We start from the raw sequence: 16759 nt of genomic DNA on the forward strand, positions 1-16759 counted from the left end.
ACCCACCGCCGCGCGTGGCAAACCGAGAAACCCACTCGATGAGGACACTGCCGTGAGCCAATGGTCAGAGGACCTGATCTCGATCGAACGCGCCGGAACCCTGGACGGGCTCTTTTTTCACCGGGTTCGACGCTCCCCGGAGCGTGTCGCCTACCGCTTCCATGACCGGGATGCGGGCTGGCGGCAACTGACCTGGCGCGAGTTGGGGCAGGCGGTGGCGCGCTGGCGCGCCGCCCTGGCGGGCGAGTCGCTGTCCGCCGGCGACCGTGTCGCCATGGTGCTGCGCAACTGCCCGGAGTGGGTGATGTTCGACCTGGCAGCCATGTCGCTGGGGCTGGTCACGGTCCCGCTCTACACCGATGACCGGGCGGACAATGCCGCCTATATCCTCCAGGACGCGGCGGTCAAGGTGCTGCTGGTGCAGGACGCGGGCCGCTGGAAGCGCCTGGCGGAGGCGATCGGGCGCGCGCCCTGGCCGACGCGCGTGGTGCTCCTGGACGGCGGGGCCGAGGCGCTGCGCCTGGCGGGGGTGGACCCGCGGGTCCGGGTCGCCGAGGCCTGGCTGCCGGATACCGCCCCGGAGCCGTCCCAGCGGGAGGCCGATACCGGCTCGCTGGCGACCATCGTCTATACCTCCGGCACCACCGGGCGGCCTAAGGGGGTGATGCTCTCGCATGGCAACCTGCTGTCCAACTCACACGCGGCGGTGACCATCATCGACTGCTATCAGGAGGACGTGTTCCTGTCCTTCCTGCCCCTGTCGCACGCCCTGGAGCGCACCGGCGGTTACTACCTGCCGATGATGACCGGGTCCTGCGTCGCCTTCGCCCGCTCCGTGGCCCAGCTCGCGGAGGACATGCAGAGCATCCGCCCGACGGTGATGATCGCCGTACCCCGCGTCTTCGAGCGGGTCTACGCGCGGATCGCGGACCAGTTGGCCACCCGCCCGGCCCCGGTGCGCTGGCTCTTCCAGTTGGCCGTGGCGGCGGGCTGGCGCAATTTCCAGCGCGTCCAGGGGCGCGCCGGCTGGCACCCCCTGTTGCTCTTGTGGCCCGCGCTGCGCCGCAAGGTGGCGGCACCGGTGCTGGACAAGCTGGGCGGGCGCATGCGCGCGGCGGTGAGCGGCGGGGCCCCACTGCCCTACGCGGTGGCGCGCTTTTTCCTGAGCCTTGGGCTGCCCCTGTTGCAGGGTTACGGGTTGACGGAGACCAGTCCCGTGGTCACGGTCAGCCCGCTGGAGGACAATATCCCGGAGAGCGTGGGCGTGCCCATCCGCGGTGTTGCGGTACGCATCGGCGCGAACGACGAGCTGCTGGTCAAGGGCCACAACGTGATGCTGGGCTACTGGAACAACCACGCCGCCACTGCCCGGGTCCTGACCCAGGACGGTTGGCTGCACACCGGGGACCAGGCGCGCATCGACGGCCGGCATGTCTACATCACGGGCCGGATCAAGGACATCCTGGTCCTGTCCAACGGCGAGAAGGTGCCCCCGGCGGACCTGGAACTGGCGATCAGTATGGACCCCCTGTTCGAGCAGGCCATCGTGCTTGGCGAGGGCCGCTCCTATCTCACCGCCCTGATGGTGCTCAACGGCGACCTGTGGAACGGCCTGGCCCAGGAGTTCGGGCTCGACCCGGAGTCGTCCAAGAGCCTGGACGACCCGCACCTGCTGCGCGAGATGGTCAAACGGGTGCGCCTGGCGCTGCGCGACTTCCCCGGCTACGCCAAGATCCGCCGCACCACCCTGACCCTGGAACCCTGGACGGTCGAGAACGGGCTCATGACACCGACGCTCAAGGTCAAGCGTGCCCAGGTGGTGGAGCGCTACCGCGAGGCGATCGAGCAGATGTATACCATGGACGCCTGACGCCCGCCGCCGAGCGGCAAGCGCGGGGTGCGATCAGAACTGATGTGGTGACCGAGATCCCGGGTACCCTGTCGTTGTCGTTGTCGTAATCGAACAATCCGACCACGATTACGACAACGACAACGACGCCCGGTCCGTGAGAACGTCCGGCGGTCGTGGCAGTGTCCTACGGCCGAAATGTTGATCAAGGCTCGCCCGCCGACGCGCCGCGAGCGCGCCGGGTGTTGCACCGCGGCCCGGGAGTGCCTAGAATCCTCCTCCGACGCGGGTGTAGTTCAATGGTAGAACTTCAGCTTCCCAAGCTGATAGCGTGGGTTCGATTCCCATCACCCGCTCCATCTTTCCCCCGCCCCCTCGTCCGCCCCTTGCCCTGGGCCCGGCTATGCAGCGTCTCTACCAGGCCGCGAACCGGATCGAGGCGCAACTCCTGTTGGACCTGCTCGCGCGCCACCGGATCGACGCCGCGGTGTTCGGTGACTACCTGGCGGGCGCCGCCGGTGAACTGCCCGCCGACATCCTCCCCACCCTGTGGCTGACCGACGAGCGGGACCTGGCGCGCGCCAGGCAACTGCTCACCGACTTCCTGAACCCGCCCCCCGCGGCCCCGGCCGCCGACTGGGACTGCCCGGCCTGTGGGGAGCAGGTCGAGGGCGATTTCGACCTCTGTTGGAACTGTGGGCGGGCGCGGGTTTCCTCTCATTAAGAGCAGTTTAGCCGCAAATGAACGCAAATTGACGCAAATAATCACAGGCTTGGGTTTCGTCGCCTGTTTGCTGTCCTGATGACGCTCGCGACGAGACTAACCAGCAGGGTCATTTGCGCTTATTTGCGTTCATTTGCGGCCAAATACTCTTTCTAAGTTAACGACGTGCCCCCCGACACCTTCTCCCAGGCCCTGCTCGACTGGTTCGACCGCCACGGGCGCCGGGACCTGCCCTGGCAGCGCGAGCCCACGCCCTATCGGGTCTGGGTCTCCGAGATCATGCTCCAGCAGACCCAGGTCGCCGTCGTGATCCCCTATTTCGAGCGCTTCATGGCGCGTTTTCCCACACTCGCCGAACTGGCCGCGGCCCCGCTCGATGCGGTCCTGGCGCACTGGTCGGGGCTCGGCTACTACGCCCGTGCCCGCCACCTGCACCGGGCCGCGGTGCTGATCCGGGAGCGCCACGGCGGGGACTTTCCGACCGCTATCGCGAGTGTCGAGGCCCTGCCCGGGATCGGCCGCTCCACCGCCGGGGCCGTGCTCTCGCTGGCCCTGGGCCAGCGCCACCCGATCCTGGACGGCAACGTCAAGCGCGTCCTGGCGCGCTCTTTCGGGGTCACGGGCTGGCCCGGCCAGGCGGCGGTGCAGGCCGAACTGTGGCGGCTGGCGCAGCGGCTCACGCCCGCCCTGCGGGTGGACGCCTACAACCAGGCGTTGATGGACTTGGGCGCCACTCTCTGCACCCGCACCCGCCCCGCCTGCGAGCGCTGCCCGGTCGGCGAGCGCTGTGTCGCCCGGCGCCAGGGACGCCAGGCGCAACTGCCCACACCCAAGCCATCCAGGCGCCTGCCGGAGCGCGCCACCCTCATGATCCTGGCCCGCGACCCCCAGGGCGCCGTCCTGCTGGAGCGTCGCCCACCCACCGGTATCTGGGGCGGCCTCTGGAGCCTGCCGGAGACCGACCCCGGGCGGGACCCGGCCGATTGGTGCCGGGAGCGTACCGGCGCCGCACCCCTGCGCCTTGAAATGCACCCGCCGCGCCGTCAAACCTTCAGCCACTTCGCGCTGGCCATGCGCATCGCCCAGGTCTGGACGCCGGCTGCCCCCATGGGCATCGCCGACACGGACCGGGAGGCCTGGTGGCAGCCCGGCGCCCTGGCCGCCTTGGGCCTGCCGGCGCCGGTGCGGACCATCCTCGCGGACCTGGTCCCGCCGGACCCCGGGCAGCCATTGCCGCGGGAATAAACGAGGTGAGGTCGTAGTGGACAAGCGCCAGCGCAGTCAACCAACCCCCGCCCCATTGGCGCCTTCAGGCCCCGATCAACCTAGAAAGAGTATTTGGCCGCAAATGAACGCGAATAAGCGCAAATAAATCCGCTGCTTAACATCGTCGCGGGCGTCAACCGGACGGTGCAGATGCAGTAAAGGCCAAGTCTCGGATTATTTGCGTCAATTAGCGTTCATTTGCGGCTAAACTGCTTTTTCTGGGATCAACCATCGCTACAGGAACAAATCAGATGAGCCGTACCATTCACTGCATCAAACTCGGCGCGGACGCCGAAGGCCTGGACCGCCAACCCTACCCCGGCGAACTGGGCAAGCGCATCTTCGAGCAGGTCTCCAAACCGGCCTGGGCCCAGTGGCTGCGCCATCAGACCATGCTGATCAACGAAAACCGCCTGAGCCCCATGGACCCCAAGGCCCGCAAATTCCTCGAAGAACAGATGGAACGCTACTTCTTCGGCGACGGGGCCGAGCTGCCCGAGGGCTATGTCCCGCCGACCAGTTGAGCCGCTCAGCATCGCGGTAGTCCTGCCCGGCCGGCAGGGCACGACCGGTTGCAACTGCGCGACAAGCATTCCCTGAGATGAACTTGTTTAACTTATACGTGAACCGTTCCTAAGGTGCGGCAAGACCGTGGGCGAGCCTGGTGCCCCGTTTCAGCTATTCTTGCGAGCCCCGAAGGGGCGTGATATACCAGCCCAGGGCAACGCCCTGGGATAGCGTTGTTTATTCGGCCTAGCCCTGAAAGGGCGGGACATAAGGAAACGCCGATTAAACCTGGGCTGGTATGTTCGACCCCGTTGGGGTCGATACGCAAGATAAGCTGAAATCGGGTACGAGTGCCTTGGCGTGAGAATTGTTCGTTCCGGGATTACTGGTGCGCTGAGGTAAAAACGCCGTCCTGGAGTGTCCCCAAGGCCGGCCACTGGAAGGCTCGAGCGAGCGCTTGGATCACCGCTTGCGCCAGCGCACTGCCGCCGTCGGAGTTGGTCATCACCACGGCCCCCTGTCCCGTGTTGGGACAGCCGACCAGCCAATTTTGATAGCCGGTATTATGCCCCTGCTTGAGAAAGCAGAGGCTGCGCCCCGTGCCCTGCACCACAAAGCCGAGGCCGTAATAGTCATTGGCTTGCCGGGTCAGCATTTCAGTTGCAATCGCCTGATCGAGCAGCCGGCGCGAGGTTCCGCGAAAGGCGTCCATCATGGCGATGACAAAGCGCGCCAAATCGGCGGGCGTGCTCCACAGCCCGGCCGCGGCCAGTTCCGGGAATACGCGCCACTGTCCCGCCACCGGTTGGCCGTTTTCCAGGTGCCCTGAGGCTGCGTGCCTCGCCAGGTGCGGCGGCAGGGGCTGCAGGAAGAAGCTGTGTCGCATCCCGGTCGGTTTGAAGATCAGCCGCTGCGCCATGTCGGCCAAGCCTCGCCCGGTGACATCCGCAATCAACTGCTCCACTATCTCATAGCCGCCCCCGGAGTAAGCGTACTGAGCGCCGGGACTGGCAACCGCCTGCACCGATACCGATTCCGCCGGCGGCTGCCCATTTAAGATCTCAACGAGTGTGGGCAGCGGCCGGTGCCGGGCGTATCCGGCGAAGCCGCTGAGATTGATCCCCGCGGTCATGCCGAGCAGCCGGCGTAGCGTGACCCGCTCCGCGGGGGCAGGGGAATAGTCCCGAAGCTGCCAGGACTTGAGTTGTCGATTGACATCGCCGTCGAGGCTCAGCCGCCCCACTTGCACCAGCTTCATGGCCGTTGCCGCGGCGACCGACTTGGAAATGGACGCGGCCTGGATCAGGGTGTCCGGGGTAACCGGCGCGCGTCGGCCGGCCTGTTTGACACCATCGGCGAAGGTGCCGACGATCCGGTAATCGGCGATCAGGGCGATACTGATCGCGGGCACCCGGTGGCGCACCAGCGCCTGGTGCAGCGTCAGTGTTTCGCCATCCAGTGCAATCTCCTGTAGCGCTGTTTCCAGGTCCGGCGCTCGCCACGTTGGCGCCGCGGCGGCTGGCCGTAACGACACCAGGAGGCTGGCGGCGAGGCACAGCAGCAGGGCCAGGGTCATCTTGCTCAGCATCGGCGCCATGGTGTCGTCGCTTGCGTTGCCGGGTCGCGCCCTTCTGGAGTCCAAGGCTTCAGCCTTGGCCCGATAAATCCAAGGCTGAAGCCTTGGACTCCGGCCCGGGACGGCCGCAACGATGATCGAGGCCCGACCGCCGCGCCGCGCCAGACTGCTCGGTGCGGAGCAGTTCGCGATAGCGTTGCCAATCAAAGCAAGGCCCCGGGTCCGTCTTACGGCCAGGGGCGATGTCGCTGTGACCGGCGATGCGCTCGGCCGTGATCGCCGGGTAGCAGTCGAGGATGACCCGGGTGCAGCGGGCGAGGACCTCGTATTGCACGGGAGCAAAGGGTTCGGTATCCGTTCCTTCCAGTTCGATGCCGATGGAGAAGTCGTTGCAGCGCGCGCGTCCGTCGAAGCTGGAGCGGCCGGCGTGCCAGGCGCGGCGTCGGCAGGGGACGTATTGAATCAGGTGGCCGTCGCGCCGGATCAGGAGGTGGGTGGAAACGGGGCCGGCGGCCGCGGCGATGGCGAACCAGGGGTGGGCCGCGGGGTCGAGGCGGCCGAGAAAGAGGTCGTCGATGGCGCCGCCCCCGAACTCGCCCGGCGGCAGGCTGATGTTGTGGATGACCAGCAAGTCGATAGGGGCGCCGTCCGGGCGGTCGTCGCAATGCGGCGAGGGGCGGCGGGCGGCGCCCGCGAGCCAGCCGGCGGGATCGATGGCCATGGCCGGGCGGTTGGCCGACGGGTCAGGGGGGCAATGCGGATTCATGTCGGGCCTGCTATCTCATTCATCCCAGGAAGAGCAGTCATCCACAGATGAACACAGATGAACACAGATTATTCATTGGTTACGTTTGGTCGGAGGCTCACCTTGCGATCGATTGTGACAGTAGCGATAAGCGCATGACGATTCGAGCAAAATCTGTGTTCATCTGTGTTCATCTGTGGATTTCAGATTCATCGCTTTGAGTTGCGTTGCGGACCAACCTGCGGCGCGGACTCAGAGATAAGGCAACATCCCCTTGATGACCAGATCGGTCATGCTGACGATGCCCACCACCTCGCCGTCCTCCACGACCGGGGCGCGGGTGAGGAGGAAGCGGGTGAAGAGTCGGGCACAGTAGCGGATGTCCATGTCCGGGGACACCGAGATGACCGGTTTGGCCATGATCTCATAGACATTGACGCGCTCCGGCGCCCGGTCGGGGGCCAGCACATGGCGGGCGATATCGGAGATCAGCACCATGCCGATCTCATCGTCCGCGTCACGCCGTTTGACGATGAGGGTCTTGTTCTCCACATGACGCATGGTCTCCAGGGCGGTGGCCACGGTCGCCATGCCGTCCACCAGGTCGAACTTGGTCTTCATCACGTCGCGCACGCGCACCAGGGGTTTGTCTCGCTGCATGGTCAGATCTCCTGCTCCACGACCTCGGAGAGCTTGCGGATCTGGTGGCTGATGCCGACCGCGTCCTCCACGTCGATCTGTATGGCGATGCCGGTGCCCGGCCGCTCTTCAAAACGACCGACGCGCGCAATGGTCTCCAGGATGGTGCGGCACAGGTGCTCCTCCACCAGCATCAGGATCATGTCCCGCTGGGCCTCGAGCGCCAGGCCGAAAAAGGTGCGGGTCTTCTCGGCGCCCTCACCGCGCGCCTGGCTGATGACCGTGGAGCCGGTGGCGCCGGCCTCTCGGGCGGCCTTGAGTACGGACTCGGTGTCGCTGCTTTCGATGAACACGATGATGAGCTTGAAGTGCATCGCGCTAGTCTCCGTGGGTTAGGAACGGTTCGCTGATAGCTAAATGAGCTTATTAGAGAATGCTCTTAGCGCCGTGGTCGTGATCGTTGTCGTTGTCGTTGTCGTAATCGAGGTTATCGTCGTGCCTCGGATTCTCTCGCGCCCGAAATTGCATCGCCTCTCCGAATACGATTACGACAACGACAACGACAACGACAAGGATTGGGTTTATGTTTAGCTCGTTCTTGACTCGTTGCTCAGGCGCGGGCGCGCCGGGTATACCATTCAGTCAACTGGGCATAGCCCATGACCGTCATGATCGGGAACAGGCTGGCGAAGGCGATGAGCCCGAAGCCGTCGAAGACGGGATTGCGTCCGGGAATCTGACTCGACAGCCCCAGGCCCAGGGCGGTGACCAGGGGGACCGTGACCGTGGAGGTGGTGACGCCCCCGGAATCGTAGGCCAGGGCGACGATGGCCCGCGGGGCGAACCAGGTCTGGATCAGGACCAGCAGATAGCCCGGGATGATGTAGTAATGCAGGGGGGTGCCGGTGATGATGCGAAAGGAGCCGAGCGACACGCCCACGGCCACGCCGATGGCCACCGTGAGCCGCAGGCCCCAGGTGCCGATGGAGCCGCCCGCGACCTGGTTGGCCTTCAGCGCGACGGCGATCAGGGCGGGCTCCGCCACCGTGGTGGTAAAGCCGATCGTAAAGGCGAAGCAATAGACCCAGCCATAGGACCGCCAGTCCTGCAGCGCCGCGGTGTCCGTGGGCGCGAGGCCGAGAAACGCGGGAGCCGTGAGTTGGCTGGCCATCATGTCACCCAGGGGGAAGAGCGCCCGCTCCAGCCCCTCCATGAAGAAGGCGAGCCCTACCACCACCAGCACGAAACCGAACACCACGCGCCCCACCTGAGGGATGGGCCGACGCAGCACCAGGACCTGGAAGCCCACCAGCACGCCGATGATCGGCAGGACGTTACCCGCGGTGTCGAGCAGCATCTGCCCGAGTGAGAGCGCCAGCGAGAGCATGGTCGAAGGACCTGATGCCGTCATCGCAGCATCCCGTAGCCCAGGACGAAGATGATTGGCGTCAGTGCCGCGAAGGCGATCAGCCCGAAGCCGTCGGTCAGGGCATTGCGGCCCTCGATACTGGAGGCCAGCCCCACACCCAGGGCGGCGACCAGGGGTACCGTGATGGTGGAGGTGGTGACCCCGCCCGAGTCGTAGGCGATGCCGATGATCTCCGGCGGGGCCAGGGCGGTCATGCCGACCACGCCGATATAGGCGCCGATGATCAGGTACTGCACCGGCCACCCGCGCAGGATCCGCAGCACCCCGATGACCAGGGCGCAGCCCACGGACAGTGCGATGGTGTAACGCAGGCCGCGCGCATAGTCGGCTTGGGTCGCGGGGGAGGGTTCGATCAGGTTCCCCGCGGCGGCCACTGCGGCCGCCTTCTGCGCCACTGCCATCAGGGCGGGCTCCGCCATGGTGGCGCTGAACCCCAGGGCGAAGACAAAGAGGAAGAGCCACATCAGGCTGCCTTTGCGGGCGAAGTCCCAGGCCATGGTTTCACCCAGCGGGAACAGCCCGAGCTTGAGCCCCTGCACGAACAGGCTCAGACCCAGCACCACCAGGGCGGTACCCCACAGGAGGTCGCCCGGATCGGGGAGCGGCTGCCCCAGGACGACCACCTGAAACAGGCCGATCACGCCGAGAATCGGCGCCAGATCGCGCAGGCTCTCCGCCAGGGAACGCAAAAATTGGACCAGCAGACCTTTCATCGTCGCTGCATCTCGGGGGCGGCTTTACGTAACTTAACGGCGTCCGATTGTGACCAAGTCTGGCCCGAAGCCGCTTTCAGTGCCATGCTAACCCAAGGATGCCCGGGGCGTCGCGCCCGATCGCCGCCAGGGTCAAGGTGCGCCTGGTCAGCGGGCCCGGCCGGCAGGGCGCGGGCCCGGGCGACGGCGACCCACGGCCTCCCGGGGCCGTCCAGGACGCAGGCACAAAAACTGCTTCCCTTTAGCAACGAAGAGCCTAACCATGGAGGGTGATCGCGACCGAGGACCCCAGTACGCCGTTCCGGTTGAAGTCCCCACGAAACCAATGACGACCAGCTTAAAACAGTGCCCGCCCCGCGGACGTGGTGCCTTCCCTTCACCGCTCGCCGGCCACTATATTGCCGGGTGCAGTCAGGTCTTGGGCGGCGTCCTGCCCCCCTTGTTGGCGGTGTTGTTCATCCGGCTCGACGATGCCCTCTATGACCTTGCCGACAAGGCCACGAACAGCCGGCCCTACCCCGTCTATTTCGAGGCGATGCGGATCATCCGCAAACAAAGCCAGGCCATCCAGGCGAGCTTCCTGCGCCTGCTGCGCCAGACCGCGGACAGCGCCGCGGCGGGCCTGCTCGAATGTGATCTGCTGTGCGATGCGGACTCCGAGACGCTGAGCCAGGACCTGTCGCTGTCGCAGGACGCAGACCTGGAAGAGACCCTGGCGGTCAACAACCTGGTTTCCAAGGCCGAGTCCAGATACTGCGCCGTGCTCCTGGAAGTCAACGTCTTTCTGGCGCGTCTGCTCGACCGCGAGCAGCTCGACATGCGGTCCAACCCGTTCGGACCCTTCGCGGTCTGCGAGGCGTTTCGCGGCGCACTCAAGGTCGCCCGCCAATTGGAACCTCAGATAAAGCTTGTTATCTACAAGTGTTTCGACAAACAGGTCATGGACCACCTGGGGGACTTTTATCGCAACTGTCTGGACGCGGCGCTGGCGGCGGGACACGTCCCCGCCGACGCAGCCGCGGCGGGTGCCGCGGCTCGCCTGGCGCCCGCCACGGACCAAGGCGAGCCCGGGGCCTTCCGCATCCTGCAGGATTCGGACGGGGTCATCGTCCTGGACCCGGAGTCGGTCGAGGACACCACGGCGGTCGCGTTCGAGACCCTCCAAGGCCTCTTGGAGCGCCGCCGCTCCCCGGCGGGTGCCCCGGCGGCCGCGCCGCTGGTGCTCCCGACCCGCGAGTTGCAGGCCCTGTTGACGCAACTGGGCGCCGCGGTCCTGGCCGCTGGGAATAGCGCCGGGTTGCAGGTGCGCCAACGCCTGCGCAGCGCGCTGGAGTCGCCGGGCGCGCGACCGCGCAGCCTGGAGCCCAATGACCAGGACACCCTGGACCTGGTCTTCATGTTTTTTGAACAACTGTTCGAGGGCAATGCCCTGCCCGAGCCGATCAAGGTCCTGCTCGGGCCGGTGCAGTTCCCCATCGCCAAACTCGCATTGCTTGATAAGAGTTTTTTTTCCCGGCACGAGCACCCGGCCCGGCAACTGCTCAACCATATCGGCGAGTCCGCGGCGGGCTGGAGTGAGGCCGATGGCCGTGGCCCGGAGACCCTCTTCGGGATGATCGAACGGGTCGTCGAGCGCCTGATCCTCGACTTCGACGGTGATTGCCGGCTGTTCGCCCAGATGGACCGGTTCTTCGTCGCCTACATCGCCCACGACCAGGCGCGCACCCGGGAGGCCGAGGCGCGGGTGCTGGCCGGGGTCAGACCCGCCGCCGAGGGGACGGCACAGCAGGCCGTGGCGGCGGCACTGGAGGCCGCCCTGATCCGCTATGCCCAGGTCCCGACGGTGGTCGAGTCCATCCTGCGCCAGGGCTGGCAACCGGTCATGCTCGCCACCTACCAGGGCGGTGGGGCCGACAGCCCCGACTGGCGCGCGGTCCTGGACCTGGTCGACCGGCTCCTGTGGAGTGTGCAACCAAAGACTCACTCCGAGGAGCGTCGGCAGCTCCTGCGCCGAATCCCGGAGATCCTGCGCGCGCTGCGCTCGCGGCTCACCGCCAGCGGCTGCGACCAGCGCCAATTGGCACGCTGGTTCAGGGATCTGCAAACCCTGCACTTGGCCGTCCTGCAGGGTGATACGCACACGGGGTTCGCGCCGACGCGTCCGGCCCGGCCGTCTCTCGTCCCCGCGGTGGCCGCGGTGCCCGCGTCGGGCGACGCACCCGTACGGCCGGCGGCACCCGCCGTTACCCTGGGAGGCTGGATCGAACTGACCCGGGACGATGCGACCCGAGTCCGGCTCAAGCTCGTCTGGCGCAGCCCGGACGGGGCGCGCCTGCTGTTCGTCGATCGGGCCGGCCAGCCCGGTGCGGAGTTCTCCGGCCCGGAACTGGCAGGGCTGATCATGCGTCGGCGGGTGATCCTGCTCGGTCGCGATCATGACCAGTTGGCAGACTGCGCCATGCGCTCAGTGATGGGGCGGCTGGCTTCTTAGCATCGTAGAGCGCAAATTCCGATACCATTCGAGAATAACCATGAGCTTGAAGGAGATCCTGATGGACACTGAAGCGGTGCCCGTGTCGGTCCCGAGCCCCTCGGTGCTGCGCGCCCAACTCCCCGCGGCGGCCCTGATCGAATCCCAGGTCCGCGCCGCGCTGGCGGAGGACTTGGGCAGCGGTGACCTTACGGCCGCCCTGCTGCCGGCCGAGCAGCGCGCCCGGGTCGAGCTGATCACCCGGGAGTCCGCGCTCTTGTGCGGCTGCGCCTGGTTCGAGGCCGTGTTTCGGCTGCTCGGGGCCGGGGTCGCGGTGAACTGGGAGGCGCAGGACGGTGAGCCGATTCGTGCCGGTCAACGCCTGTGCGTCCTCACCGGACCCACACGCGCCCTGCTGACCGGGGAGCGCACTGCCATGAACTACCTGCAGACCCTGTCCGGGACCGCCACCACGGCCGGCCGCTACGCCGCGGCCGTCGCGGGGCTGCCGGTGCGCGTGCTGGATACCCGCAAGACCCTGCCGGGGCTGCGCATCCAGCAAAAATACGCTGTGCGGTGCGGCGGCTGCTACAACCACCGGATCGGCCTCTATGACGCCATCCTCCTCAAAGAAAATCACATCCTCGCCGCGGGCTCCATCCCCGCCGCCCTGGACGCCGCGCGCGCGGCCAACCCCGGCGTTACCATCCAGATCGAGGTCGAGGACCTGGCGGAACTGGCGCAGGCCCTGGCCGCCGGTGCACTCCTGATCCTGCTGGACAACTTCAGCCTGGATCAGCTGCGCCAGGCGGTGGCGCTCAACGCCGGCCGCGCCCGGTTGGAGGCGTCCGGCGGCGTGGATCTCAACACCGTGCGGGCCATCGCCGAAACCGGCGTGGACCGCATCTCGGTGGGCGCACTCACCAAAGACCTGACCGCCGTGGACCTCTCCATGCGCTTTGTCTGAATCCTCCCGCAAGCGCCGCCGCGTCGGCGCTGCGCGCTGTCGGCGCCGCTGCGCTCGACGCGCGGCTAGCGGGGGTCTGACCGTTGGTAAGGCACTCTGACCCTGCGGGCGCCTCGGCCGTCCCGGCGCCCTTGCGCCGGGATATAGTCATATTGACGCGATCCACATCAGGCCCGGCCTGCGGCCGGGCGATCGCACCGCCTCGGGTCTTGAGCCCGCAACCTATGGGGTAGAGTGTGCAGGACCATCGGGCAGACCACAGCAGTGCGCTGCATTTCTTCACCTCGACCCAGGTGTTGAGCGGGTATGTGCAGTGCCCGAAAGAGATGCGGCTGCTCGATCTGTTGAATGGCGGGCCCCGCCTCGGCGCGACCCGCGACCGGGCCTTCTTGGAGATCTCCCCCGCTCCGTCCGGCAACGGCGTCGCTGCACCGCAGGTCCCCAAGACCTATGTGAGCAAGCCAAGCATCCAGTTGGTTGCCGTCGATGACCCCAATCTGGCGCGGGGCGTCGGCGCGCAACCCGACATCAAGCCATACCCGTTTACGCACAAGTCGGCCGTGCGGGTGCACTTACAGTTGCAGGACTACTGCGTCGCGGGAGACCTGCACCTGGCCGCCGGCCAGAGCATCGCCGCCGTCCTCAACGAGGATGCCCAGTTCATCCCCCTGACGGACGCCACCGTCGGTCGCGAGCATGGCCGCGGCGAGCGCCTGTTCACCTCCCGCCCGCTCGTGTTGGTGAACAAGGGGCAAATCGTCTCCTTGCGCCGGGAGTCGGCGGCGGCGTGATGGCGGAAATCAAGCAGTCAGGGAACAACGAATAGGAAATGCCAGTCGCGTCGTTGTCGTTGTCGTTGTCGAGGTTATCGTAGCGCCCCGGATTCTCACGCGCGCCAAACTGCATCGCTTCTCCGATTACGATCACGACAACGACAACGACAACGATAGTGTTGTGCGGGGGGGCAGGTCTTGCGTCTTGCCAGGCCGGAAGCAAGAAGCAAGATCCCATCCCCTACCGGGGGGCGACGCCATCACTGCCCTGCTACGGGAATGTTTGGAAACCGTCGAACCACCAACCACCAGCCATCATCCCCCCAGTTTCTTGAGCAGTGCCGCGGCGTCCGCGGCCTGATCCGAGTTGGGATTGTCACGCAGTACCTTGCGTAGGATCTGGACCGCCTCGTCCTTGCGTCCCAGGGCGTCCAGGGCCACGGCCACGTGATAACCGATCTCCGATTGGGTCGGGAAGGCCAGATAGGCCTGTTGCAGGATCGACAGACCCTCCGTCTTCTTGCCCGCCGTGAAGAGTATCCAGCCGTAGGTGTCGGCGATCTCCGGGCGGCTGGGCGCCAGGTCGTAGGCCTCCTTGGCCACGGCCTGGGCGCGCGCGTTCCCTTCCTTGTGGTAAAGCCAGGCGAGGTTGTTGAGGAGCAGCGGATTCTTCTTTGCGTCGCTGTTCACCACGCCCTCATAGACCGTGATGGCCTCCTTCGGGCGCCCCACCTGCTGCAGGAAGAGCCCGAGCATGGCTTGGGCCTCCAGGTCCTTGGGGTTGTCCTTGGCCCAGCCGGTGAGTACCGCGACCGCCCCGGCCGTGTTCCCGCTCTGGTTCAAGGCATCGGCGAGTTGCCGCGCAATGGTGCTGGTCTTCTCCAGTTCAAAGGCCTTCTTGAAGGGCGTGGCGGCGGACTTGAAGTCGCGTTTGGCGGCAAAGACACTGCCCTCGATGCGATAGCCGACGGCCGATTTCGGGTAGGACTTCTGCAGGGCCTTGGCGCTCTGCATGGCGGTCTCCGGGTCACCGGCGTCCAGCGATACCGAGGCCAGCGCCACCTGGGCATCGACGAAATCGGGTTTCAGCTCCAGGGCGCGCCGGAAGGCCGCCTGCGCCCCCGTATGATCCTGGTCCTTCCAGCGCGCCCCGCCCGCCAGATAGTTCAGTTGCGGGTCCTGCGGGTTCTTGCGCAGGAGTTGGTCGAAGGAGCGGATCGCATTGGGCACCTGGCCGCCCAGCGTCTGGGCGCGGGCGAGCATCTGGAGCGTCGGTTCATCGTCCGGGAAGCGGGTCGCCAGTTCGTTGGCGACCGCCAGTGCCTTGAGATAATCACCGCGGGTGATGTAGAAGCGGGTGAGCAGAAGCCCAGGCTGGGTCACCGTCGGGTTGGCGTCTTTGGCGCGTTCCAGGGCCGCCACCAGGGCCTCGGGATCGTTGCGCAACTCGGCCAGGGCGGCGAGACCCAACAGGGCCCCCAGGTGTTTCGGGTTGGTCTTGAGCACCGTCTCGTACCGACGCTGTGCGGCATCGAGATCCTTGCCGGCCACCTCGATCCGGGCCAAGTTGATCTCGGCGGTGACGAACGCCGGGTCCACCTGCAGCGCCTTCTCGAAGCGCTCCCGCGCGCTCGGCAGGTCGCCCTTGGCCATGTAGGCGAGCCCGGTCAGATTGTAGGGGATGGGCGACTGTGCACGGCGCTGTTCCAGCCCTTTGCTGGCCTCCAGGGCAGCATCGAAATCCTTGTTCTTCAGGTGGGCCAGGACCAGCAGGACATCGGCCTGCAAGATATCCTGGCCCAGGTCCACCGCGGATTGCAACTCATTGATCGCTTTGTTTGTTTGTCCGCCCGCCAAGAGCGTCAGGGCGAGTTGGGTGCGCAGTGCCGCGACATCGGGAGCGCTTTCGACGGCCCGGTTGAGCCACTCCTGACCGCGCTCCAGGTCACCTTGGAGCATGTAGGCGCTGCCGAGCAGGGCCATGGTCTGGGGGTCGGCGCCCTGGACCACGGGCTCCAGGACCTCGATGGCACGGGCGGGCTCGCGCATCTTGATGCGCGCCGCCGCCAACACCTTGCGCGCCTGCAGGTTCTCCGGCGTCGCCTTGATCACATTGGAGAGGTATTGGTCGGCGGTTTCCAACTCCCCCTCACTGTAACGAATGATGCCAAGCAGGAGTTGGCTCTGCAGGTGGCCGGGGACCGCGGTCAGGACCCGGTCCAGATAGTCGCCCGCCTGTTTCCAGTTCTTGTCCTGGAACTCGATGACCCCGCGCAGGTAGATGGTCATCGGTACGTCCTTCTGGATCTGGTCGGTGGCGGTCAGCTCTTTGCGCGCCCCATCCGTGTCCTTCATGCCGATCAGGGCCGTGGCCCGGCCCAAATGCGCCACCAGGTTTTGCGGCTCGGCGCTCAGTACCCGATCGAACAGGGCCAAGGCCGCCGCGTTCTCGCCCTCCGCCCGATGGTACTCGGCGCGCATGAGCAAGGCCTCGGTGTTATTCGGGAAGCGCTCGAGAAACGCATCCGTGGCCTTGATCGCGGCGGCCTGGTCGCCTTCCTTCAAGGCGACGCGCAACAGCCCAAGGCCCGCCCGTTCGCTGCCGGGGTCGGCCGCGGACGCGGCCTGATAGTGCTCGCGCGCCTCGTCAGGCTTGTTCTGCCCCAGGGCCGCATCACCGCGCAGCGTCAGGGCGCGGGCCTGATCAGCGGCCGGCAGTTCGCCGGCCGCCTCCAAGCGCTGCACGGCGTCGTCGAACTTGCCTTGGGCGATCAGGGCCTCGACGAAGTCGAGCCGCCACAGGGAGGCCTCCACCCCCAGGTCGATCGCGCTGCGGATCTCCTTCTCGGCCGCTGCACCGTTACCGATGCGCAGGTAGAGCCGTGCGAGCAGCAGGCGTGCGGTCGCGTCGTTCGGGTTCTTCTGCAGCGCGTTCTTCAACTCGATGGTCGCCGCGCGCAAATCGCCCTGTTCAAGGAAGGTGCTCGCCTTGTCGGTGGCCTCCGAGGCCAGGATTGAGGTGCCCGCAAGACCCGCCAACAGGGCCAGGGTAGCAGTCAGTGTACGTGCGCTGATCCGTCCGGAAGCCATACCAGTTACCT

General features: G+C 66.5%; 15 protein-coding genes and 1 tRNA gene. 9 read left to right on the top strand and 7 right to left on the bottom strand.

Annotation, left to right across the window (positions count from 1 at the left end; genetic code table 11):
* The first annotated feature begins 52 nt into the window (after positions 1-52).
* The 5 genes from THSYN_RS01875 to THSYN_RS01895 all read left to right on the top strand — a co-directional run bounded on the left by THSYN_RS01875 (position 53) and on the right by THSYN_RS01895 (position 4363).
* Positions 53-1870 carry an AMP-dependent synthetase/ligase gene (locus THSYN_RS01875; RefSeq protein WP_100917640.1) on the top strand — a complete coding sequence of 606 codons (1818 nt, stop codon included), beginning with the start codon at positions 53-55 and terminating at the stop codon, positions 1868-1870.
* 264 nt (positions 1871-2134) lie between these two features.
* A tRNA-Gly gene (locus tag THSYN_RS01880) sits at positions 2135-2208 on the top strand.
* 44 nt (positions 2209-2252) lie between these two features.
* Positions 2253-2573, top strand: coding sequence for a putative signal transducing protein (locus tag THSYN_RS01885; RefSeq protein ID WP_100917641.1), 321 nt, complete (start codon positions 2253-2255; stop codon positions 2571-2573).
* A gap of 165 nt (positions 2574-2738) precedes the next feature.
* Complete coding sequence (gene mutY / locus THSYN_RS01890) at positions 2739-3818, top strand: A/G-specific adenine glycosylase (RefSeq protein WP_100917642.1); 1080 nt, start codon at positions 2739-2741, stop codon at positions 3816-3818.
* A gap of 272 nt (positions 3819-4090) precedes the next feature.
* Positions 4091-4363: an oxidative damage protection protein gene (locus THSYN_RS01895; RefSeq protein ID WP_100917643.1), complete on the top strand. Its 273-nt coding sequence runs from the start codon at positions 4091-4093 to the stop codon at positions 4361-4363.
* 365 nt (positions 4364-4728) lie between these two features.
* On the opposite strand, the gene THSYN_RS01900 is transcribed toward THSYN_RS01895, so the two are convergent.
* From THSYN_RS01900 to THSYN_RS01915, 4 genes are all read right to left on the bottom strand, one after another.
* The gene (locus THSYN_RS01900; protein WP_100917644.1) at positions 4729-5943 is read right to left on the bottom strand and encodes a serine hydrolase domain-containing protein; all 1215 of its coding nucleotides are present in this window, start codon (positions 5941-5943) and stop codon (positions 4729-4731) included.
* A 49-nt stretch (positions 5944-5992) separates the two neighbouring features.
* Positions 5993-6643, bottom strand: coding sequence for a 1,6-anhydro-N-acetylmuramyl-L-alanine amidase AmpD (ampD, locus tag THSYN_RS01905; RefSeq protein WP_100922258.1), 651 nt, complete (start codon positions 6641-6643; stop codon positions 5993-5995).
* Positions 6644-6919: 276 nt separating this feature from the next.
* Complete coding sequence (locus tag THSYN_RS01910; RefSeq protein ID WP_100917645.1) at positions 6920-7327, bottom strand: CBS domain-containing protein; 408 nt, start codon at positions 7325-7327, stop codon at positions 6920-6922.
* A 2-nt stretch (positions 7328-7329) separates the two neighbouring features.
* Entirely contained in the window at positions 7330-7680 is a 351-nt protein-coding gene (locus THSYN_RS01915) for a P-II family nitrogen regulator (RefSeq protein WP_100917646.1), read from the bottom strand.
* A gap of 43 nt (positions 7681-7723) precedes the next feature.
* Between THSYN_RS01915 and THSYN_RS33330 the strand changes: the two genes are divergently transcribed.
* Positions 7724-7897 carry a hypothetical protein gene (locus THSYN_RS33330; protein ID WP_157817393.1) on the top strand — a complete coding sequence of 58 codons (174 nt, stop codon included), beginning with the start codon at positions 7724-7726 and terminating at the stop codon, positions 7895-7897.
* Positions 7898-7916: 19 nt separating this feature from the next.
* Here the strand turns inward: THSYN_RS33330 and THSYN_RS36930 are convergent, their stop codons facing one another.
* Positions 7917-8717 (bottom strand): DUF1538 domain-containing protein, encoded by an 801-nt coding sequence (locus THSYN_RS36930; RefSeq protein WP_335582486.1) that lies wholly within the window; start codon positions 8715-8717, stop codon positions 7917-7919.
* Positions 8714-9448, bottom strand: a complete 735-nt coding sequence (locus tag THSYN_RS36935; RefSeq protein ID WP_100917648.1) for a DUF1538 domain-containing protein — start codon at positions 9446-9448, stop codon at positions 8714-8716. Before THSYN_RS36935 ends, THSYN_RS36930 begins: the two co-directional genes overlap by 4 nt.
* A 325-nt stretch (positions 9449-9773) precedes the next feature.
* Here THSYN_RS36935 and THSYN_RS01930 point away from each other — a divergent pair, with 325 nt between their 5' ends.
* The 3 genes from THSYN_RS01930 to THSYN_RS01940 all read left to right on the top strand — a co-directional run bounded on the left by THSYN_RS01930 (position 9774) and on the right by THSYN_RS01940 (position 13676).
* Entirely contained in the window at positions 9774-11939 is a 2166-nt protein-coding gene (locus THSYN_RS01930; RefSeq protein ID WP_157817394.1) for a DUF1631 family protein, read from the top strand.
* Positions 11940-12000: 61 nt separating this feature from the next.
* The gene (gene nadC / locus THSYN_RS01935) at positions 12001-12885 is read left to right on the top strand and encodes a carboxylating nicotinate-nucleotide diphosphorylase (RefSeq protein ID WP_100922259.1); all 885 of its coding nucleotides are present in this window, start codon (positions 12001-12003) and stop codon (positions 12883-12885) included.
* A gap of 236 nt (positions 12886-13121) precedes the next feature.
* A complete protein-coding gene (locus tag THSYN_RS01940) occupies positions 13122-13676 on the top strand; it encodes a DUF6812 domain-containing protein (protein ID WP_100917650.1) in 555 nt (184 codons plus the stop codon).
* 297 nt (positions 13677-13973) lie between these two features.
* Here THSYN_RS01940 and prsT read toward each other — a convergent pair whose 3' ends face one another.
* Complete coding sequence (prsT, locus tag THSYN_RS01945) at positions 13974-16748, bottom strand: XrtA/PEP-CTERM system TPR-repeat protein PrsT (protein WP_100917651.1); 2775 nt, start codon at positions 16746-16748, stop codon at positions 13974-13976.
* Positions 16749-16759: the final 11 nt, after the last annotated feature.

Source organism: Candidatus Thiodictyon syntrophicum (genome assembly GCF_002813775.1).
Taxonomy (GTDB): Bacteria; Pseudomonadota; Gammaproteobacteria; order Chromatiales; family Chromatiaceae; genus Thiodictyon; species Thiodictyon syntrophicum.